We start from the raw sequence: 20118 nt of genomic DNA on the forward strand, positions 1-20118 counted from the left end.
ACAATCCCAGCATGCCCCGCCCCCCTCCGCCGCCCCCCAGCCACGCCATCGCCGCCTGGGTCGATGCGCTGCGCAACCAGGCCGACGCGGCGACGCTGAAGGGCCTGCCCACCCTGGCCGACGCCGATGCGGCGCGGGTGATGGCCTTGCTGCGGATGGACGCGCTACCCGAAGTAGTCACAGCAGCTCCCGAGGCCGACCCCGGAACCGTCCACGGCCATTTCCACCCGCGCATCACCCTGCTCACCCTGGGCCGGGGCGACGGACTGCTCGGCCTGAAGCCCCAAGGCAAGCTGGGCCCGCGCGGCGACAGCGTGACATTGGCGCAAATCGAGTGGACCTACCGCACCGACGCGGGCCAGCGCTGGAACACACCCGCCCCCACTTCCATCCTGAACAACCGCCCCGCCGCCGTGCAGGAGCTGTTCGACACCGGCGGCCCGGTGGTGCGGATGCAGCGCAACCTGGCGGCCGAGGCCGACGCCATGGACCGCGTGTGGGAGATGGGCCTGGTGCCGGTGGCCGCGCACAGCTTCCAGTGGCGCAGCCGCGACGATAGGCCCGATCTGGGACCCGTGTGGACGCTGGCGCAAGAGGCTTTCTTTGGCGACTTCTGGGCCGAGCAGGTGCCGCGCCTGCAGGCCCAAGGCTGGGCGGTGGCCGTAAAACCCGGCTTCGCCCACGAGAGCGTGCCGGTGCAGCACTGGAAGCTGCTGGTCCACCCCGACACCGGCGAAATTGCCACCAAAGAACTGGCTGAGCCGCTGGTGCCACCCGGGCGTGGCGTGCAAAAGCTGCGCCTGCCCGAACGCGAAGGCGCGTGGCTGCTGAGTTTGGGCATTGAGATCGACGGCGAGACGCTGGACCTGGCCCCCATGCTGGCCAACCTGCTCCAGCGCGACAGCCGCTGGCTGCATGCGGACCAGATCGCCGCCATTGACGACCACGCGGTGATCAGCCTGCGCGCGCCCGGCGGCAGGCGTATCGACGCACCGGCGGCACCGCTGAAGGCCATCGTCGGCGCGATGGTCGATTTGCTCACCGACCCGCTGCGCCACCAAAACAACGGCCTGCTGCGCCTGGGCGCGTGGGAGGCGCGGCGGCTGGAAATGCTGCGCGCCGGTCTACTGGACGCGCACCGCGTGGGGCCGCAGAACGCCTGGCAACTAGAGGGCGACCTGGGCCTGGCCAGCCTGGCCAAGCGCCTCAAAGCACTGGGCGCCCCCCAGCCCGTGGCCGCGCCCACGGGCCTGCAGGTGCAGTTGCGCCCCTACCAGCTCGAAGGCCTGGCCTGGCTGCAGTACCTGCGCGCCCACAGCCTGGGCGGCATCCTGGCCGACGACATGGGCCTGGGCAAAACTGCGCAGGCCCTCGCCCATGTGTTGGTGGAAAAACAGGCCGGTCGCCTGGACCTGCCCGCGCTGGTGGTGCTGCCCACCTCGCTGATCTTCAACTGGCAGGCCGAGGCCCGCCGCATGGCCCCAGGCCTGCGACTATTGACGTTGCAGGGGCCAGACCGCGCCACCTTGTTTGCGCAGATGCCTCAGCACGACTTGGTGCTGACCACCTACCCGCTGCTGTGGCGCGACATGGATGCCTTGGCGGCACAGCGCTTCCATCTGGTGATCCTGGACGAAGCGCAGATGGTCAAAAACGCGGGCAGCCGCAGCGCCCGCGCCTTGCGCCGCCTGCAGACCCGCCACAGCCTGTGCCTGACCGGCACGCCGATGGAGAACCACCTAGGCGAGCTGTGGGCACAGTTTGACTGGCTGATGCCCGGCTTTTTGGGCGATGCACGCCAGTTTGCCGCCCGCTGGCGCAAGCCCATCGAAGAGAACGGCGAAACCCTGCGCGCCGCCCTGCTGGCCCAGCGGGTGCGCCCCTTCATCCTGCGCCGCCGCAAGCAAGACGTGGCCAGCGAACTGCCACCGCGGACCGAAGTAATCCAGCGCGTGCAGCTGCAAGGCCAGCAGCGCGAGCTGTACGAGGGCGTGCGGGCGGCCGCCGACCTGCAGGTGCGCCGCGTGCTGGAGCGCCAGAGCTTCAACGGTGCCCAAGTCACCATCCTCGATGCACTGCTGAAACTGCGCCAGGTCTGCTGCGACCCGCACTTGCTCAAGGGTAAAAAGCCCGCCAAAACCATGGAACGCGCCAAGCTGGCGCTGCTGGCCGACATGCTGCCCGAAATGGTGGCCGAGGGGCGGCGGGTGCTGGTGTTTTCGCAGTTCACCGAGCTGCTGGCGCTGGTGGCCGAGCAGTTGGAGGTGCTGGAGCTGCCGTTTTTGAGCCTCACCGGCAAAACCCCGCCCAAAGAGCGCGGCAGCGTGGTGCAGCGCTTCCAGGCGCAAGAGGTGCCCGTGCTGCTGCTCAGCCTGAAAGCCGGGGGCGTAGGCCTGAACCTCACCGCCGCCGACACCGTCATCCACATGGACCCGTGGTGGAACCCCGCCGTGGAAGAACAGGCCACCGCCCGCGCCCACCGCATCGGCCAGGACCAGCCGGTGTTCGTCTACAAACTGGTGGTGGAAGGCAGCATCGAAGAGCGCATGCTGGAGCTGCAGGCCCGCAAACTGGCACTGGCGAACAGCGTGCTGGGCCACGACGCGCAAGGCGGGTTGAAGTTTGATGCAGCCGATCTGGATGCGCTGCTGGCCCCGTTGGGCAGCATGGCAGCCGCCCAATCCCCAGAAGTAGCCGCTCGGCGCTGGGGTCGCACCGGCAGCCGGGCGTAAGCCATCGCTCTCAAAAAGAGAGCGCCTTACGTACTATGGATATACACAAGAGCCGTATTTCTTATAAATTTTGGCTACTTGGTTCGCCAGAGTTGGATGTTGGACTCGACCATTTTCTTCATCACACCCTGCTTGGCCAGGCTGTACATGGCTTTGGCCAGGGCCGCGCGCACTTCTGTGGTGTTGCAGGGGGATTTGTGCGACAGGGTCAGGTACAGGCTTTCGTTGCTCACTGGCACGTTCGCGGGCACCAGCCCGGTCATGGCAAATTTGGCGATGTAGGCCAGGCCGGGGTCTTCCTCGTACACCAGGTAATCCACCCGGCCCAGTTGCAGTATCTTGAAGGCCTGCTCCAGGCTGGGCACGGTGTTGATCTTGAGGTTCTTTTTGGCGTAGCGGTCGAAGTCCTCGCCAAAGCTGTTGTTGATTACCGTCATGCCCGACAGGCTCTTCAAGTCCGACCACTGGCGGTACTTCAGTGGGGCCGCCTGCCGCCCCCAGACCACTGAGCGGGTGTCGCGAAACGCCGGGTACACGTAGTCCATGTAGTCCAACCGCTCCACCGTGAAAAACGCCCCGGCAATCAGGTCGATGCGGCCCAGCCGGGCCTCTTCCTGCACCCGGGCCCAGGAGCCCACGTAACGCACCTCGATGGGGATACCGATCTCTTTGGCCACCATCTGCACCAGATCGGCATTAGCCCCCACCAGATGGCTGCCATCGGCACCGTCGCGCCACAGATACGGGGGATATTCGGGGTTGCCGGTGGCAACCAATTGTTTGCAGGCTTCGGCGGCCCACGCAGTATGGGCCAAGCCAACCAGCATGGCAGCCGGAACAACCAGGTGGCGCAGCAGGCTGCCAAGTACACAAGAAATACGCATGAACGTCCTTTCAGCCCGCAAGAAATGGACAAGCCGATGCTTGAAGCTTGCATGCAAGGCAAACCACAGTGGCAAGAAACGCGGACCGGCCCTCGCCATGTAACGGACTGTATCCGCTTCACGCCTCCTGGGTGCCTTTCAGGGTCCAAAAAAACGCCAAAAGCCCGGACCTGGGCCAGGGCCGGGCTTTATGGAGCGTTCGGAACGTTACCAGCCGCTCAATGCGGCATGGCGCTGCCCACCATCGCCGCCACCATGTCGGCGGTGACGGCAGACAAGGTCAGCCCCAGATGCCCATGGCCGGTGTTGTAGAACACGCCGGGCCGTTTGCCCGGGCCGACGCGTGGCATCAGGTTGGGCATCATGGGGCGCAGCCCGGCCCAGGGCACCACGCTTTCGGTGCGCACGCCAGGGAAGCACTGCTGCACCCATTCCACCAGCGGGCGGATGCGGTCGGCCCGGATGTCGCGGTTGTAGCCGTTGAATTCGGCCGTGCCCGCCACCCGAAAGCGCCCCAGCCCCAGGCGGCTGCTGACCAGCTTGGTTTCGTCGTCCAGCAGGCTGACCATGGGGGCCGATGCCTGGCTGTGCGCGTCGTCCAGGTTGACGGTGATGGAATAGCCCTTGACCGGGTAGATGTTGACCCGGTCCCCCAGCTGGGCGGCAATGCCGCGGCTGGCCGTGCCCGCACAGACAACCACACCGTCGAACACGCTGGTGTGGCTATCGGCACCGTCTTGCGCGGTGATGGTCACGGCCTTGCCGTCGCTTTTGACGGTCTGGATGGCATGGCCGTAGCGGGTTTGCACGCCCAGGCGCTCGGCAGCAGCGGCCATGCCAGTGCTGAATTTGTGGATGTCGCCGGTGGTGTCGCTCTCGGTGAAGTAGCCGCCGTAGTAGTCGCCCGCCAGCGTGGGTTCAATGGCGCGCATCTCTAGCGGGGTCACGGCGCGGCGGTCTAGACCGCCCTGGGCCAACAGCTTGGAGACCTTGCCCGCATGCACAAAGTTGCCCTTGTCGCGGTAAATGTGCAGGATGCCTTCGCGCTTGTGGTCAAAGTCCAGGCCCTCCTCGGCGGCCCAGGCATCCAGGTGCTGGCGCGCGGCCATCGCCAGGCGAGTGGTTTCAATGGTGTTTTTTTCGTACTGCGGGATGGCGGCGATGAACTCGGCAAACCAGGCCATCTTGTGCCAGCTGGGCTTGGGGTTGACCAGCAGCGGCGCATCGCTGCGCAGCATCCACTTCACACCCTTGAGCACCGTGGACCAGTGGTTCCACACCTCGGCGTTGGACACCGAGAACTGCCCGCCATTGGCAAACGAGGTTTCCATGGCGGCGTAGCGGTGTTTTTCGAATAAGGTGACGGCATAACCGCGTTTGGCCAAAGCGTAGGCCGTGGTTACGCCCGTGATACCGCCGCCGATAACAGCGAATTTTTTCATGATGAGACTTCCAAAACGTCAACAGGGGGATAGCAACAAACGTGCGCGGCTATCGCCCCCTCTGTTTTGGACCTGAGAGATTCACGACTGGTCGTTCTTTTGAACGGCCAAATCGCTTGCTCCTGCGGTGAGCCGGGTGACGAAACCCAGCTGCTCTTCAGATGAAATGTGACTCACCCCCAGGCTGCAGTGCTGCGCATCTTTCGCCACCCCCTTGCAGGGGGCAACACCAGCAGTCTGGCAAAGCCAGTTCTGCGGTGTTTCAGGAAAGTGCATGCTCTACCTTTAACCGGCGGGGAGTCCAATAGATACCGGTCCTTTTGCCTGAAAGTTTCCGGGGGCGGTTGCTCCTTCGGCGCTGATTTCTTACCGCAAGGGCAAGGGGAACAGTCTCTCCCGGTATCTCACTGAATTATCGCACCGGTATCACAACACCTTCACCGCACGGCCAATGAACTGGATTGGGCCGGTGGGTTTATTGAGGGGCGAGCCGTTCACCGGCTCCAGGGTCAGCTCAAACAACTGGTTGGGCTGCAGTGGCGGCAGCTTGTCCAGCGGGATGGTGATGGTCTGCCCCGGCTTGACCAGGCCCAGCGACACCGGGCCGTTCCAGCCCTCGCCTTTGGTCCAGAACTGCAGGGATTTCTCGGCCGGTACGGCCACCGGGCCCAGGGCGGTCAGACTGAGTTGCCGCGTGTCGCTGGCCTGGATCACCCAACCGGGGGCCTTGTCTTGCGGCGCCACCAACACCACCATGTACTGCGGCCCAGTAGGCAACGCGCCCTGGCGGGTCACCAGCACCGAGGCCAGGATGGCGGCAGTGGCAAAACCGGCACCGGCCAGGCCGCGCCACAGGCCCAGGCGGTCCCACCACGGCGGTGGTGCGGGCAGGATGGCGGGTCGGCGCGGGGCCACGGCATGCGCCACGCTGCGGTCGATGCGCTGCCACAGGGCTTCGGATGGCTCCACCGGCTCGGCCAGGGCGGCCAGCGGCAGCAACTGCTCTTGCCAGCGCTGCACGGCGGCCTGCAAGGCGGCATCGGTGGGCAGGCGCTGCTCCACCATGCGGCGGCGCGTGGCGGACAGCGTACCCAGCACGTATTCGGCGGCCAGCTCGTCGGCGGATGGAAATTCTTGCTGCGGGCTCATGCCATGCACTCCCGCAGACTGCCCATGCTGCGCTTGATCCAGGCCTTGACGGTGCCCAGGGGGGTTTGGGTGCGCTCGGCAATTTCGCCGTGCGAACACCCGTCTACATAGGCGTACAGGATGCAGTTGCGCCGGGCGGGCTCCAGCCGGGCCAGGCAGTCGTTGAGCTTGCCCAGGCTGACGCTCAGGTCAAAAGCATCGGCGATCTGGGCATGGGCTTCCAGGGAGTTTTGGGCATCCAGCGCCTCTGCGGTTTCTTCGTCCACCGGCACTTCGCGCGCGCAGTTGCGCACCGCGTTGAGCGCCAGGTTGCGCACCACGCTGTAGATCCAGCCCCGCCCCGAGCCGCGCTGGGCATCGAAGCTGGCGGCCTGGGTCCAGATGTTCATGAAGGCATCGTGCACCACGTCCTCAGCCTGTTGGCGCTGGCGCACGATGCGCAGGGCCACGCCGAGCAGGTGGCGGCTGTCTTGCCGGTAGATGTCTTGCAGGGCTTGGCGCTCGCCACGGGCGCAGCCGTACAGGGCGCGCTCGTAGTCGAAATCATCGGGGGCAGTCGTCAAGGGCGGTTCCATCGAGAGAATGTACGTCTCTCGATGGTAGCCGCCCGGCTTAGGCTGCTTTCCAGAAGATGTAGTCGGCCTGGTACTTGACGACTTCTTTGGCACCCTTGCTGGCAGGGCTGCACAGCGTGGCCGGGGCCACACCGCCTTTGGTGGCCACGCGCTGGATGTGGGTCACGCCCGCCATCGCGCCCATGCCCATGGCAGGGTTGGCCTTGACCAACTGGTAAGGGATATTACCTGCGCCTGCTGGGGCCACGGCCAGCTGGGTGGCGGTGATTTTGGAACCGTCCATGGATTCCCAAGTGGCGGGCGGGCCGTAGTATTTGCCGACCTGTTTGCCGCTGCGGTCGTTCAAGGCGGCGTTGGGGCCCACGAAGACCCACTCGGTCATGCCGGGGGCGTTGGCCTTGTCGCGGCATTCGTAGGTGATCTCGCCCACGCCCACGGTTTCCATGGCTACTTTGTTGCCCATCGGCACTTTGACGGCTTCGGGCAGGCTGTCCTGGCTGAACATGGACTTGGCCGGGGCCATGGAGCCACAGGCGCTGAGCAAGGCGGCGGCAGACACAGCAGCCAGCAGGGAAAGATGTTTGATCGACATGGGGTTTCTCCAAAAATGGTGGAAGCGGGTAGAACCTGAAAGAACGGATCAGCAGCTTTTCAAGCACTGCTACAGGTACTACACGCCAGCCCCGGTTTTGGATGCAGCGGTTTCCAACTATTTTTTACCCTCACGGCAATTGCTACAAAATAAATAGCTACTAGCGCATGATCCACCTACGCTGAAGCCGTATTTTCCTTAAAAATACAGATCAGCTTTCCAGCAATGCCGGTGGCGGGTGGGCGGCCCAGAAGGTCTCAAAATCCGCGGCCGGCACCGGGCGCGAGAACCAGTAGCCCTGTGCGTAGTCGCAGCCGGTGGCGGCCAGCAGATCGCGCTGCTGTGCAGTTTCTACCCCCTCGGCCACGACCTTCATGCCCAGGGCGTGGGCCATCACCACCATGGCCTTGCACAGGGCCAGGTTGGTCGAATCCGGCACCAGATCGCGCACAAACGACTGGTCGATCTTGATGAAGTCGATGTCAAAGCGTTGCAGGTACGACAGCGCCGAATAGCCGGTACCAAAATCGTCCAGCGCCACCTGGATGCCCGCAGCCGCCAGCTCCAGCAGGTGCTCGCTCACCCGGCTGCTGGTGTCGAGCAACAGGCCTTCGGTAATTTCCACCACCATGCTGCAGCCTGGCAGACCCAGGGCCCGGAGTCGCGCGTCCCAGCGCTGGTTGCCCTGGCTCTCGTGGTGGAACTGCACCGGAGACTTGTTGATGCTGATCTGGAAATTGGGATGCAAATTTTTGCGCCAGGCTTGCACCTGCAGCGCCGCCTGCTCAAACACCCACTCGCCCATCTCCACAATCAAACCGCTGGACTCGGCAATCGGAATGAACTGTGCCGGGCTGATCAGCCCGCGCGTCGGGTGCTGCCAGCGGATCAGCGCTTCGGCCTTGTGCACGGCCCCGGTGGCCAGTTCAACAATGGGCTGGTAGACCAACCGGAACTGCTGGTCTTGCAGGCCGGAGCGCAGATCGTTGGCCAGGCGCACCCTGGTTTGGGCGGCTGCTTGCAAGGCCGGGGTAAAAAAGCTGAAGCGGTTGCGCCCCGCACCCTTGGCCGCGTACAGCGCCTGGTCGGCGTTTTTGAACAGGTCTTCAATGTCCTTGGCATCCAGCGGGTACAGGGTGATGCCAATGCTGGCCGACACAAACACCTGTTCGTTGCCGAGCTGAAACACCTGCTCCACCGAGCGCAGTATCTTTTGCAGGGTGGGCTCCAGGCGGCTGGCATCGGCCACTTCGGTCAGCACCACCGTGAACTCGTCGCCGCCCATGCGGGCCACGGTATCGGACTCGCGCACACAGGCCTGGATGCGCCGGGCCGCCTCCATCAGCAGCAAGTCACCCGTGCCATGGCCCAGGGTGTCATTGACTTCCTTGAAGTGGTCCAGGTCGATGAACAGGATGGCCAGCTGTTGCGCGTCGCGTTTGCAGCGCTTGATCTCTTGCTCCAGCCGGTCGCGCAGCATGCGCCGGTTGGGCAAGCCGGTCAGAGCGTCAAAAAACGCCTGCTGGCGGATCAGTGCCTCGGCGGCCTTGCGGTCGGTGATGTCGGTGTGCGTGCCGATCATCCGCAGGGGCTGCCCCTGTGCATCGCGGGTGATCACCATGCCCCGGCTCAGCACCCATTTCCAGCTGCCGTCTTTGCAGCGCACCCGGTGTTCGTTGGAATAGCTGGTGGTGAGGCCCGCAAAATGGTCGTCGCGGTCGCGGTCCATCTGCGCTAGGTCATCGGGGTGGGTGCGCTGGTCCAGCTCGGTCGGCAGGTCGGGGATTTCGCCCTCGGAAAAGCCGTACATCTCGACCAGGCGCTTGGATAGGTGCTCCACGCCGGTCTGGATGTGCCAGTCCCACACGCCGTCGCCGGTACTCTCCAGTGCCAGCCTCCAGCGGTTTTCGGTTTCTTGCAGCGCCATCTGGGCCTGCTTGCGTTCGGTGATGTTTTGCAGCACCGAGGTGCGCGACAGCAGCCGCCCGTTGTCCCAGGTAGACGTGCCCATGGCATGCACCCAAATGGACTCGCCCCGGAAGGTGACGGCCTCCAGCTCGTATTCGTGGGTGCTGGAGTGCTGTGCCGCTTCGCTATAAGAGGCCCGTATCTTGGCCATGGCAGAGGGCTTGAGAACCCGCTCGGCCGTCGCCATGGCAGTGGTGGGGGTGTATTCCTCGGGGGTGGTCTGGAAGATGCGGTAGACCCCTTCGGTCCAGTAAACGCGGTCGAGCACCGCATCTACCTCCCATCCACCCACTTGTGCCAGCGCCTGGGTGGCGGTCAGCAACTGGTCCAGCCGCTTGCGCGCGGCCTGCGCCTGCACGTAGTCGGACACATCGGCAAAGGTGCGTACCAGACCGCCATCAGGCAGGGTCTGGGTTTTGACCTCTAGCGTGGTGCCGGCCAAAGTGACACGTAAAAAATGGGTGGGCAGCTCGGCATGGCCACCGGTCAACACGTAATGGCGGGCACGCGGGTCTACCCACTGGGCCTGGGGGCCAAAGTCGCCACGTTCAAGCTGAAAGCTGCTGATCTGCTCCAACGTGGGGCTGGCGGCCAAAAAGCTTTCAGGCAGGTCCAGCAACTCGCACACCCGCCGGTTGAACGAGATCAGCCGCATCCCGGCATTGAACACAAAAATACCCTGGCTGATGCTGGCCGTGGTGGTTTGCAGCAGCCGCGTTTGCTCCAGCAGCTGGGCGTGCGATGCCCGCAATTCGGCCTCGGCCTGTTTGCGCGCGCTGATGTCGGTGTGGGTGCCGATCATCCGCAAGGGGGTGCCGTCGGCAGCACGGCTGACCACCATGCCGCTGGATACGATCCAGACCCAATGCCCGTCCTTGTGGCGCATGCGCAAGTCCATGCTGTAGCTGGGTGCCGAGCCGTCCAGATAGGCCGCTACCGCCGCCTGCATGGGGGCAATGTCGTCCGGATGCACGCGGGTGCTGAACTCTTCAAAGCCGGGGGCTAATTCGCCACTGGCAAAGCCCAACATTTCCTCCCAGCGCGAGGAGTAGATTTGGCTGCCGGTGCGCAAATCCCAATCCCACACGCCCACACCCGAGCCCTCCAGGGCCAATTTCCAGGGGTTGTTGGCATCGCCCACTTCCGGCGCACGGGTCCAGTCCTGCGGTGCGGGCGAAAGAGGTGGGTCGGGGCGGTGGTTCAAGATCAATGGCCAATAAGCTAGCAGTGCCAGATTCTAAAACGCTAAGGGTATGCAGACTATGTACGCACGTTTGAAATGCTTGCTCTGGTATCTTCCAGCGTATGGACTCTGTTGCCTCCCGTTGGCTGGCGCTGCGCACGCGGTGGCTGCGCGTTGCGCGCTTCTCGGAGGTGTCGGTGATGCTGCTGTGGGCCATCCCCACCGGTCTGCTGGGCGCGCTGGCGACCTGGCTGTTCCGCTCCATCCTTTTTGAACTAGACCGGCTGGTGTTGGGTCAAGGCGGTAGCCTGGTCGCCATCGCCCAGCATTTGCCGCCCTGGCAGCGGGTGCTGGTACCCACCGTCGGTGGTTTGCTGGCGGGCAGCTTGCTGGTACTGGCCGCAGTGCGTGGCCGCGCCCAATCCCATACCACTAGCGACTACATGGAGGCGACAGTGCTGGGCGACGGCCGTATTCCGGTGCAAACCAGCCTGATCCGCAGCTGCGCGTCGCTGCTCAGCATCGCCAGCGGCGGCTCGATTGGCCGTGAGGGGTCGATGGTGCAACTGTCTGCACTCAGCGCTTCCCTGCTAGGGTGCGTACTGCATTTACCGGTGGACCGGCTGCGGCTGCTAGTCGCCTGTGGGGCGGCTGCCGGTATCACGGCGGCCTACAACGCACCCATTGCAGGCGCATTTTTTGTGGCCGAAGTGGTGTTGGGCACAGTGGCGATGGAAAGCCTGGGGCCGATCATGGTGGCCTCGGTGGTGGCCAATATTGCGATGCGCAGTTTTGCGGGCTACCAGGCCCCGTATGTGATGCCTGCGTTTCCAGCGGTCACCGGTGTCGAAGTACTGCTGTTTACCCTGCTGGGGCTGTTGTTGGGCGGTGCTTCGGCGGTGTTTTTGCGGGGCATGGATGCCAGCCGCAAGCTATTCCGGCGGACGGCCCTGCCCTTGCCGCTGCGCCTGGGCCTGGGGGGCTTGGTGGTGGGGCTGGTGTCGGTAGGCTGGCCGGAGGTCTGGGGCAATGGCTACAGCGTGGTGAATTCTGTGCTGCATTCGCCTTGGCCCATCACCCTGCTGCTGGTCTTGCTGGCCGCCAAGGCCGTGGCCACCATGGCCACTGTGGGGTCGGGCGCAGTCGGCGGGGTTTTTACCCCGGCTTTGTTTTTCGGCTGCCTGCTGGGCGACGGCTTTGGCCAGGCGGTGCATCTGCTATGGCCGCAGGCAAGCTCGGCCCCGTTTGCCTACGCCATTGTGGGTATGGGCGCATTTTTGGCGGGTGCCACCCAGGCACCGCTGATGGCGATTTTGATGATCTTTGAAATGACGCTGAGCTACGAGGTCATGCTGCCGTTGATGGTGGCCTGCGTCATCGCCTACTTTGTGGCCCGCTCGGCCAACGCCGGGTCGATGTACGACATTACTCTGCGCCGCCTGGCCCAGCGCGACGAGCAGCGGCGGCTGCGCACCCTGCACGTGCGCGACCTGGTGCAGCCCGCGCAAACCGTGGTGTACCCGGATACAGGCCTGGAAGCCATGGGCCAGCTGTTTCTGCAGTTCACCGTCAAATACCTGTACGTGACCGATGCGCAAGCGCATTTTCTGGGTGTGGTGCCACTTAAAAAACTCAGCGCTGCCGCAGGCCTAGCCAATCTGGAGCACAAGTGCGCCGCCGATGTGCTGGACGGCGAAATCAAGCCCCTAACCGCCGACATGACGCTGGCCGAAGCGTTACAGCGCTTTATCGAGCACCAGGGAGAGCGCCTGCCCGTCATCGAAAGCCTGGCTAACCCCGTCTTGTTGGGGGTGGTCCACAAGACGGCTTTGCTCAATACCTATGTGCAGCTCAGCGCATAGCAGGCCATGCACCAGTCAAGACCCCTCAGCCCCACAAGGCCGGTGGCGGCGGTTGGATTAGCCCGCAGCCGTACTGCATCGGCACCGCCCGGTCCTGTTGCTGCAGCAAGGGGCCATCCAGATCGACATAGGTGCAGCCCTGGGCCAGCAAAAAGGCCGGTGCCATCGCCAGCGAGGTGCCGCACATATTGCCCACCATCAAGCCCAGGCCATGGCGCGTGGCTTCGGCGGCCAGGGCGAATGCTTCGGTCAGGCCACCGCATTTATCCAGCTTGATATTGACGAACTGGTAGCGTCCCACCAGTGCCGCCAGCGATGCCCTATCGGTACAAGACTCGTCTGCCGCCAGGGGGATGGGCGACTGCAGGCCGTCCAGCGCAGCATCCTGGCCGCGCACCAGCGGTTGCTCAACCAGCTCCACCCCGGCCTGGGCCAGTAGCGGCAAGAGTTCGTGCAGCAACGCAGGCGACCAGGCCTGGTTGGCATCGACCACCAGGCGGGCCGCTGGATGCTCATCACGCACCATGTACACCACGTCCAGATGTCGCCGTGCATCCACCTTGAGCTTGAGCAGCGGGTACTGCCGGGCCGCACGGGCTTTGCGCCGGGTGGTGGCCTCATCGCCCAGGCCGATGGTGAAGGCGGTGGTGACGGGTCTCCATCGGGGCAGTCCAGCGGCTTGCCATACCGGCACGCGCGTCTGTTTGGCGCGCAGGTCCCACAGCGCGCAATCCAGTGCGTTGCGCGCACCGCCCGCCGGCAACCACTGCAGCAGCTCGGCCCCGGTGAGACCGTCATGCAGGCGCGGCAGCACGGCGGTGATCTGGGCGGCCATGCTGGCGGGGGTTTCACCGTCGTAGTCCACCCCGGCGGCTTCGGCCTGGCCGGTGTGGCCCAAACCATCCACCAGTTGCACCAGCAGCACCGGCTGGTCGGTGATGACCTCGCGGGCGATCTCAAAGGGTTCGCGCATCGCCCACTGTTCGATGCGGGTGTGGCAGCGGATCATGCTTGCAGCAAGGCCGTAGCGAGGGCCTCCACGCCGCCGCGCATCGGGTCCACCACCGGCAGACTCAGCTCCCGGGTGATGCGGTTGGCGTAGGCATCCCACGCGGCATCTGACAGGCTGGACGAGTTGATGCTGATGCCCACGCAGCGCACAGCCGGGTTGGTCAAGCGGCCCGCCTCGACATAGCGGTCGATGGCGACCTGCAGGTCGGGAATCGGAAAGCCGGGGTAGCCCTCGATGCAATCGCGCGCCGGGTCGTGGCAGAGTACCAGCGCATCCGGCTGCGAGCCGTGCAGCAGGCCCAAGGTCACCCCCGCATAGGCCGGGTGGAACAGCGCGCCCTGCCCTTCGATCACATCCCAGTGATCTGGCGCATTGTCGGGCGACAGCTGCTCGGCGGCACCGGCCACAAAATCGGAAATCACCGCGTCGATGGCCACACCTTCGCCCGCAATCATTACGCCGGTCTGGCCGGTGGCGCGGAAGGTGGCGGCCACACCGCGGCGTTGCAGCGCCTGGGCCAAAGCCAGGGCAGTATATTTTTTGCCTAACGCGCAGTCGGTGCCCACGGTCAGCACCCGCTGGCCGCTACGCTTGCGGCCCGTACCCGCCGGGAAGCTTTGGTCGGAATGCCGCACGTCGATCAGGCGCGCGCCGCTGCGCTGAGCCGCCTGCACCAAGCGCGGGAAGGATGTCAGGCGCGAATGCTGGCCGCTGACGATATCCAGGCCTGCGTCCAGCGCGGCTTCCAGTTCGGCCAGCCAGTGCTCGGGCAGGGCCCCGCCCACGGCGGCCACGCCCACCACCAGCGAGCCCGCTCCCTCCTGCGCCGCTTGCTGAGGTGACAGGCGGGGCAGGCCCAGGCTGATGGTGGCGGTGGGCAGGCTCCATTCGCCCAGGACATCGTCGGCACACCAGTCGCGCAGGCCAAAGGCTGTTTTGGCATCGGATTTCAGCGTGACATCGCCCAGAAACAAAAGATAGGGTTTACGGAGTTGGTGCATGGTTTTGATTCGATTCAAGTGGCCTGTCATCGCATAGCCGGTCGCGTGCCAAAGGCTTTGGCGAGCCGGAGCGTAAGTCCGTTTGTCCCCGCAAAACCATGCCCGGAACAGCCTCTACACCTACAGGTATAGACCATCGAACCCCGCGGACAAGCTCCAAAAAATGGGGCTATCCCTTTGGGGGTAGAGCCCGTTCACCACCCCATAAATCGCCGTATTCTTGCGCCGCGTTCCCTGCATCCCACGACCAATCTGCGCCGATATGGCGTTCACACTTCCAGGAATTCCCGATGAAACTGAAGCATCTTCTATCCCTTGTCTGCCTTGCGCTGGGTCTGTCGGCCCAGGCGGCGGACACCAAAGACTTGCGCATCGGCACCGATGCCACCTACGAGCCCTTCGAGTACAAAGCCCCGGACGGCAAACTGGTGGGCTTCGAGATTGAGCTGGGCCACGCCATCTGCGCCGAGATGAAACGCCGCTGCGTGTTCCTGGAGTCACCCTGGGATGCGCTGGTGCCGTCGCTGCAGGCCCGCAAGTTCGAGATGATCATGTCCGGCATGACAGTGACCGACGACCGCCGCAAGACCGTAGCCTTCAGCGACAAGATTACCGACATTCCGTACCGCGTCATCATCAAGCACGGCAGCGGCCTGGACGGCTCGCCCGCCGCCCTCAAAAGCAAGAAGGTCGGCGTACTCAAGGGCTCGACCGAGGCAGACTACGCCGAAAAATACTACGCAAAGGCCGGGGCCACGGTACAGCGCTACGAGTCCACCCAAGACTCTTACCTGGACATCGCCTCGGGCCGATTGGATGCCATCATCGGCAACCTAGTGGAGATGAAAATGGGCTTTCTGGCCAAGCCCGAAGGCAAACCCTTCGAATTTGCCAGCTACGAGCTGAAAGACCCAGCGGTGCTGGGCTACGGCACTGGCGTGGCTATGCGCAAGCAAGACACGCAGCTCAAAGCCGATTTCAACGCCGCGCTGAAAGCCGTACACGCCAGCGGTACCTACCAAAAAATCGCCAGCAAATACTTCGATTTCGACGTGTACGGCAAGTAATCAGCCCGCTGCGGGCCCGGCCTCCAGCAACGTCTTGCACCGGCTGGCGGCTGGCGCACTTTGGTAGACCGCGAGCGGGTCGACCGCCGCATCGGGCTCGGCAAACGGAATGCACTGGATGAACAGCGAGAACAACTCGGCCTGCGAGCCGATATCCAGCTTGCGGTGGATGTTCTTGCGGTGGATCTTGATCGTGCCCTCGGTAGTCTTCAGCCGCTCGGCCGTCAACGCCGACGAATAGCCACTGATCATGTAGAACAGCACCTGGCGCTCGCGCTGGGTCAGCAGCGAACTGGCAAAATTTTCCACCGTGCTCTGCACCTTGCGGTGGGTCAACCGGTCGCTGTGGCGCTCGGCGGCGGCGGCCGTCAGGGCATGGTGTTTGGCGGTAGCCGAAATGAGGATAGGCGCCAGCGTGCGGATCGCCAAAAGATCGGTGGCCTGGAAAGGGGTATGGCGGATGCTGCGCTCGATAAAAATGTTCAGCGCCGTGTCTTCGTTGATGCGCCACAGCAGGTCCACCGAGTCCGACAAGCCGATCTGCGAATAAAACACCCGGTAGTACTCGGAGTCGTAAAAATCGTCCGGTGCAATATCGCGCAGCCAGTACACGCCGCTGGGGCAGCCCTGTAAAAACAGCTGGTAGTTCGGGTCCAGCACATAGGGGCCGGACAAAAACGCGTCCTCTGGCAGGCTGCGTTCCTGCGGATTGAAGCGGTGCAGAATGCGGCGCGGCTGCTGGTGTCGGTGAAACACCATGGCTCCGCCCGAATCCACAGCGCAGACCTTACCCAACACGTTCAACACCGTATCAAACCAGTCGGTGCTGCCAATAGCTTCCACCATGGTGGCCAGCGCGCCGACCAGGTCCGTATCCAGCGGCAAACACAGGCGGGTGGCGTAGGGGTTGTCCATAGAGGCTAGTGTCGCAGACCAGAAACTCCTTCTTTTTCAGAAGTAAATATCTCCATTTAGCTGCTTTTTCAAGCTGCTTTATTTCCTTAGTATCGCGGGCACATCAACTTGTCTTCGCTGGAGAACACCATGAAAAAAATACTTTCCCTGCTGGCTGTGGTCATGGCCCTGGGCATGTCCACGGTAGCCGTGGACGCAGAAGCCGCCAAGCGCATGGGCGCAGGCAAATCCCTGGGCATGCAACGCGATGCCACACCGAACAAGGCACCCACAGCCGCACCAGCCCAAACGGCTGCCGCCAACCCAGCCGCTGCCGCAGCACCTGCTGCTGCAGCGCCCAAGCGCTCGTGGATGGGCCCGTTGGCCGGTATCGCCGCAGGCCTGGGCCTGGCCGCATTGGCATCGCACTTTGGCTTCGGCGGCGAACTCGCCTCCATGCTGATGATGGGCCTGCTGGCCGCCGGCATCATGGTAGCGGTGGGCTTCTTCCTGCGCAAACGCGCTGCAGCCAAGGCTGGGGCCAACGGTGGCATGCAGTACGCCGGAGCCGGTGCACCCACCAGCATCTCGCCTGCTGCGCCTGCCTACAAGGTAGAAATGCCCGGCACTTCCAGCAATGTGACCGGTTCCAACATCGGCTCCAGCATTGGTTCGGGCATCGGTGGCAGCGTTCCCGTGCGCTCGGCCATCCCTGCTGACTTTGATGTGGCCGGTTTTGTGCGCAACGCCAAAGTCAACTTTATCCGCCTGCAAGCGGCCAACGATGCCGGCAACCTGGACGACATCCGCCAGTTCACCACGCCGGAAATGTTTGCCCAACTGAAGATGGACCTGAGCGACCGCGGTGCCGCTGCGCAGCAGACCGATGTGGTCAACATCGACGGCGACGTGCTGGAAGTGGCAGAAGAAAACGGCCACTACGTAGTAAGCGTCCGCTTCACTGGCCTGATCCGCGAAGAATCCACGGCACCATCCGAGCCGTTCGACGAAGTCTGGCACCTGACCAAGCCGTTGCAAGGCGCAGGCGGTTGGGTGCTGTCGGGAATTCAGCAGATGTAATCCACCTGCACCGCAGGCAAAAGCCCCGGCACTTCGGTGTCGGGGCTTTTTTTATAGGCCGCACTACAGCATGCAGTGTGACCGCAAGCCGCTGAAATAGCACCGCACACATTCTTGCCCGACCAGATAGAGGCCTTGAGCCACTGCACCGGTACACAGCAGCACTTGGCGTGCACCGATCCACATTTTCATGCATTCAAAAGCCATGCAGCCCTTCATGAATATGCCGAATCAGCTACTGAATATGCAGCATCTCGAACGCCACAAACGGCTTTGACTAACACGCTTGCGGTATCGCTGACCGACTAACCATATGCCTAATATTTCGTTAACAAATCCGCGCTGGAAACCTAGCATTTGCCTATCCGTGAAAACTCACGCAAACAAATGAAAAGGAAATTCCGTATGTTGAAATTCAAAGCTGCGTCCCTGGGCCGTAGAAACAGTTTCGGCCTGCTGTTGACAGGTGTGTTGGCCATTGGCGTACTCCATGCCCCCCTCTTGGCGCAAGCCCAGACCACGGTGCGGGTAGGCATCATTGGTGGCGAAGACGAAGACCTGTGGAAAGTGGTGGCCGCCCAAGCCGCTAAGCAGGGCCTGACCATCAAGACCGTGGTGTTCAACGACTACACCCAACCCAATGAAGCGCTGGAGCGCGGCGATGTGGATGCCAATGCCTTCCAGCACAAGCCGTATTTGGACAACCAGATCAAGACCCGCGGCTACCAGATCACACCGGTCGGCTACACCGCCGTCTGGCCCATTGGGCTGTATTCACGCAAAGTGAGCTCCGTCGCCAACCTACCCAAGGGCGCGGTCATTGGCGTGCCGAATGACCCCTCCAACGAAGGCCGCGCCCTGTTGCTGCTGCAAAGCGAAGGCCTGATCAAACTGCGCGAGGGATCGGGCATCCTCGCCACCACGGCGGACATCGTCTCCAACCCCAGGGAACTCAAGATCAAGGAACTGGACGCTGGTATTCTGGGCCGCAGCATCGACGACTTGATCGCTGCCGTGGTCAACACCGACTGGGCTCTGAAGGCCGGGCTGAAGGCCGACAAGGACCGTATCGCCCAGGAAAAAGTCGCCAACAACCCGTACAACAACTTCATTGCCGTCAAGACCGACAAACAAAATGCGCCCTGGGTCAAAGGACTGGTTGCGGCCTACCAAAACGATGCGGTGAAAGAGGCCTTGAACAAGGTCTACAAGGGCACCGGCCTGGCCGCCTGGTAGCACCTTTGGAGCATTTCTTTACTGCACAATCCGACAGGGTGCGGGTTCGCCACCTGCCCCTGGACGACAACGTAAATGGCTGGTCGGCCCTGCTGCCGACGCGCCAGATAACCGCTCCGTTGCAGGGCAAACACGCGGCCGACTGGCTGGTCGTGGGTGCCGGGTACGCTGGGCTGGCTTTTGCCAGGCGCGTAGCAGAAAACCGTCCGCAAGACCATGTGGTGCTGATCGACGCAGGCACAGTGGGCGACAACGCTTCCGGGCGCAATTCCGGTTTTGCCATCGATATCCCGCACAGCGTGGGCAGCACGGTGGCCGAACTCCGAACCGCAGACAACTACAAACGTCTGCTGCAGGCAGGAACCGCGGACTTGAAAGCCCTGGTTCTGCACCACCGCATTGCATGCGACTGGCGGGAACAAGGCAAATTCCAAGCAGCGGTGTCCCCGGAATTAACCCCGGCAATGCAAGCCTACGCAAGGGCATTGGAAACCCTGAAAGTACCCTTCGAACTGCTGGACAAAGCCGCATTGGCAAAGCGCCTGGGCACTGGCTATTACGGTCTGGGCATTTTTTCGCCTGGCTGTGTGTTGCTTAACCCCGCCGCATTGACCCGCGGCCTGGCGGACCACCTGCCAGCCAATGTCAGCCTGTTCGAGCGAACGCCTGCGCTGGACTTCAACTTTGGATCCCCGTCCGAGGTGCAGACACCCGGCGGCGAGATCCGTGCACGGCACGTGGTCATCGCCACCAATGGGGCTGCCGCGCAATTGCCGGGCCTGGCTAACCAGTTGGTGAACCTGTCCACCTACGCCTCACTCACCCAGCCCCTGACCCCGGAGCAGCGCCAGCGCATCGGCCATCCCGACGACTGGGGCCTGACCCCGTTGTCCGCAGTCGCCGGGGCCACCATACGCTACACGCACGATCACCGTGTGCTGATCCGCCAGCAGGTGCGGCACACGCCCCAACTCCACAACCGTGCGGCGGATTCTGAACGCCAGGTGTCACAGCATCGGCAGATTTTTCTGTCCCGTTTTCCCGAGTTGCGGGATGTGCCGATGGCGCACAGCTGGTCCGGGCTGATCAGCTTCACCCGCAACGGCGCTCCGCGTTGGGGACAGCTCGGCCCGAATGTGTACGCTGCAGTGGGCTGCAATGGCGCAGGGATTTCCAAGCAAACCATTGCGGGTACCACCCTGGCCGACCTGGCCAGCGGAGTCGACAACCCGTTGATCGCCGACATGCAGGCGCTGGGCGGGCCCAGCTACATTCCGCCCCGGCCTGTACTGGATCTGGGGGTTAAGGCAATGCTGAACAAGGCCATTCAAAATGGCTCTTCCGGGGTACTGATAACAAGAATGCGCCGAATCCGGCCAAAACGAGTCGTTTTCTAACCCCTTGGGGCTAGGTTCGCGGGCCTTTGGGCCCACTTTGCGCC

The 20118-nt window shown here is 63.4% G+C and carries 15 protein-coding genes and 2 riboswitches; of the genes, 6 read left to right on the forward strand and 9 right to left on the reverse strand.

Features of this window, described 5'->3' with window-relative positions; genetic code table 11:
• Positions 1-11: 11 nt before the first annotated feature.
• On the forward strand, positions 12-2732 hold the full coding sequence (locus tag Q0T48_RS00850) for a DEAD/DEAH box helicase (RefSeq protein ID WP_295951053.1): 2721 nt from the start codon (positions 12-14) through the stop codon (positions 2730-2732).
• A 74-nt stretch (positions 2733-2806) separates the two neighbouring features.
• On the opposite strand, the gene Q0T48_RS00855 is transcribed toward Q0T48_RS00850, so the two are convergent.
• The 6 genes from Q0T48_RS00855 to Q0T48_RS00880 all read right to left on the reverse strand — a co-directional run bounded on the left by Q0T48_RS00855 (position 2807) and on the right by Q0T48_RS00880 (position 10546).
• On the reverse strand, positions 2807-3616 hold the full coding sequence (locus Q0T48_RS00855; protein WP_295951055.1) for a transporter substrate-binding domain-containing protein: 810 nt from the start codon (positions 3614-3616) through the stop codon (positions 2807-2809).
• Between the two features lie 218 nt (positions 3617-3834).
• Positions 3835-5058, reverse strand: a complete 1224-nt coding sequence (locus Q0T48_RS00860) for a D-amino acid dehydrogenase (RefSeq protein ID WP_295951060.1) — start codon at positions 5056-5058, stop codon at positions 3835-3837.
• 51 nt (positions 5059-5109) lie between these two features.
• Positions 5110-5229, reverse strand: a riboswitch (glycine riboswitch).
• Positions 5230-5360: 131 nt separating this feature from the next.
• A riboswitch (glycine riboswitch) is annotated at positions 5361-5467 on the reverse strand.
• Between the two features lie 17 nt (positions 5468-5484).
• Positions 5485-6207, reverse strand: a complete 723-nt coding sequence (locus Q0T48_RS00865; RefSeq protein ID WP_295951063.1) for an anti-sigma factor — start codon at positions 6205-6207, stop codon at positions 5485-5487.
• On the reverse strand, positions 6204-6782 hold the full coding sequence (locus tag Q0T48_RS00870) for a sigma-70 family RNA polymerase sigma factor (RefSeq protein ID WP_295951068.1): 579 nt from the start codon (positions 6780-6782) through the stop codon (positions 6204-6206). The genes Q0T48_RS00865 and Q0T48_RS00870 overlap by 4 nt, the downstream gene beginning before the upstream one ends.
• 37 nt (positions 6783-6819) lie before the next feature.
• Entirely contained in the window at positions 6820-7374 is a 555-nt protein-coding gene (locus Q0T48_RS00875) for a DUF3455 domain-containing protein (RefSeq protein WP_295951071.1), read from the reverse strand.
• Positions 7375-7585: 211 nt separating this feature from the next.
• Positions 7586-10546, reverse strand: coding sequence for an EAL domain-containing protein (locus Q0T48_RS00880; RefSeq protein ID WP_295951074.1), 2961 nt, complete (start codon positions 10544-10546; stop codon positions 7586-7588).
• Between the two features lie 101 nt (positions 10547-10647).
• Between Q0T48_RS00880 and Q0T48_RS00885 the strand changes: the two genes are divergently transcribed.
• Positions 10648-12387, forward strand: coding sequence for a ClcB-like voltage-gated chloride channel protein (locus tag Q0T48_RS00885; protein WP_295951078.1), 1740 nt, complete (start codon positions 10648-10650; stop codon positions 12385-12387).
• Between the two features lie 25 nt (positions 12388-12412).
• Here Q0T48_RS00885 and dgcA read toward each other — a convergent pair whose 3' ends face one another.
• Together dgcA and Q0T48_RS00895 are read right to left on the reverse strand one after the other, a co-directional pair.
• Entirely contained in the window at positions 12413-13396 is a 984-nt protein-coding gene (gene dgcA / locus Q0T48_RS00890; RefSeq protein WP_295951081.1) for an N-acetyl-D-Glu racemase DgcA, read from the reverse strand.
• Positions 13393-14400 (reverse strand): DUF1611 domain-containing protein, encoded by a 1008-nt coding sequence (locus Q0T48_RS00895; protein WP_295951083.1) that lies wholly within the window; start codon positions 14398-14400, stop codon positions 13393-13395. The genes dgcA and Q0T48_RS00895 overlap by 4 nt, the downstream gene beginning before the upstream one ends.
• A 290-nt stretch (positions 14401-14690) precedes the next feature.
• On the opposite strand from Q0T48_RS00895, the gene Q0T48_RS00900 reads away from it, so the two are divergent.
• Positions 14691-15467 carry a transporter substrate-binding domain-containing protein gene (locus Q0T48_RS00900; RefSeq protein ID WP_295951085.1) on the forward strand — a complete coding sequence of 259 codons (777 nt, stop codon included), beginning with the start codon at positions 14691-14693 and terminating at the stop codon, positions 15465-15467.
• On the opposite strand, the gene Q0T48_RS00905 is transcribed toward Q0T48_RS00900, so the two are convergent.
• Positions 15468-16382: a LuxR C-terminal-related transcriptional regulator gene (locus Q0T48_RS00905; RefSeq protein ID WP_295951088.1), complete on the reverse strand. Its 915-nt coding sequence runs from the start codon at positions 16380-16382 to the stop codon at positions 15468-15470. It abuts the gene before it with no gap.
• A gap of 129 nt (positions 16383-16511) precedes the next feature.
• Here Q0T48_RS00905 and Q0T48_RS00910 point away from each other — a divergent pair, with 129 nt between their 5' ends.
• The 3 genes from Q0T48_RS00910 (at position 16512) to Q0T48_RS00920 (ending at position 20074) form a co-directional block, all read left to right on the forward strand.
• On the forward strand, positions 16512-17441 hold the full coding sequence (locus tag Q0T48_RS00910) for a Tim44-like domain-containing protein (RefSeq protein WP_295951091.1): 930 nt from the start codon (positions 16512-16514) through the stop codon (positions 17439-17441).
• A gap of 387 nt (positions 17442-17828) precedes the next feature.
• Positions 17829-18677 (forward strand): MetQ/NlpA family lipoprotein, encoded by an 849-nt coding sequence (locus Q0T48_RS00915; protein WP_295951094.1) that lies wholly within the window; start codon positions 17829-17831, stop codon positions 18675-18677.
• Positions 18678-18715: 38 nt separating this feature from the next.
• On the forward strand, positions 18716-20074 hold the full coding sequence (locus tag Q0T48_RS00920) for an FAD-binding oxidoreductase (RefSeq protein WP_295951097.1): 1359 nt from the start codon (positions 18716-18718) through the stop codon (positions 20072-20074).
• Positions 20075-20118 lie beyond the last annotated feature (44 nt).

Origin of the sequence: Rhodoferax sp. (assembly GCF_025354435.1) — a bacterium.
Classification (GTDB): Bacteria; Pseudomonadota; Gammaproteobacteria; order Burkholderiales; family Burkholderiaceae_C; genus Rhodoferax_B.

What these genes read in the sequence shown, in the direction of transcription:
- Q0T48_RS00850 (WP_295951053.1), top strand. Translation starts at nt 12, where the DNA reads ATGCCCCGCCCCCCTCCGCCGCCCCCCAGCCACGCCATCGCCGCCTGG.
- Q0T48_RS00855 (WP_295951055.1), bottom strand. Translation starts at nt 3,616, where the DNA reads ATGCGTATTTCTTGTGTACTTGGCAGCCTGCTGCGCCACCTGGTTGTT.
- Q0T48_RS00860 (WP_295951060.1), bottom strand. Translation starts at nt 5,058, where the DNA reads ATGAAAAAATTCGCTGTTATCGGCGGCGGTATCACGGGCGTAACCACG.
- Q0T48_RS00865 (WP_295951063.1), bottom strand. Translation starts at nt 6,207, where the DNA reads ATGAGCCCGCAGCAAGAATTTCCATCCGCCGACGAGCTGGCCGCCGAA.
- Q0T48_RS00870 (WP_295951068.1), bottom strand. Translation starts at nt 6,782, where the DNA reads ATGGAACCGCCCTTGACGACTGCCCCCGATGATTTCGACTACGAGCGC.
- Q0T48_RS00875 (WP_295951071.1), bottom strand. Translation starts at nt 7,374, where the DNA reads ATGTCGATCAAACATCTTTCCCTGCTGGCTGCTGTGTCTGCCGCCGCC.
- Q0T48_RS00885 (WP_295951078.1), top strand. Translation starts at nt 10,648, where the DNA reads ATGGACTCTGTTGCCTCCCGTTGGCTGGCGCTGCGCACGCGGTGGCTG.
- dgcA (WP_295951081.1), bottom strand. Translation starts at nt 13,396, where the DNA reads ATGATCCGCTGCCACACCCGCATCGAACAGTGGGCGATGCGCGAACCC.
- Q0T48_RS00895 (WP_295951083.1), bottom strand. Translation starts at nt 14,400, where the DNA reads ATGCACCAACTCCGTAAACCCTATCTTTTGTTTCTGGGCGATGTCACG.
- Q0T48_RS00900 (WP_295951085.1), top strand. Translation starts at nt 14,691, where the DNA reads ATGAAACTGAAGCATCTTCTATCCCTTGTCTGCCTTGCGCTGGGTCTG.
- Q0T48_RS00905 (WP_295951088.1), bottom strand. Translation starts at nt 16,382, where the DNA reads ATGGACAACCCCTACGCCACCCGCCTGTGTTTGCCGCTGGATACGGAC.
- Q0T48_RS00910 (WP_295951091.1), top strand. Translation starts at nt 16,512, where the DNA reads ATGAAAAAAATACTTTCCCTGCTGGCTGTGGTCATGGCCCTGGGCATG.
- Q0T48_RS00915 (WP_295951094.1), top strand. Translation starts at nt 17,829, where the DNA reads ATGAAAAGGAAATTCCGTATGTTGAAATTCAAAGCTGCGTCCCTGGGC.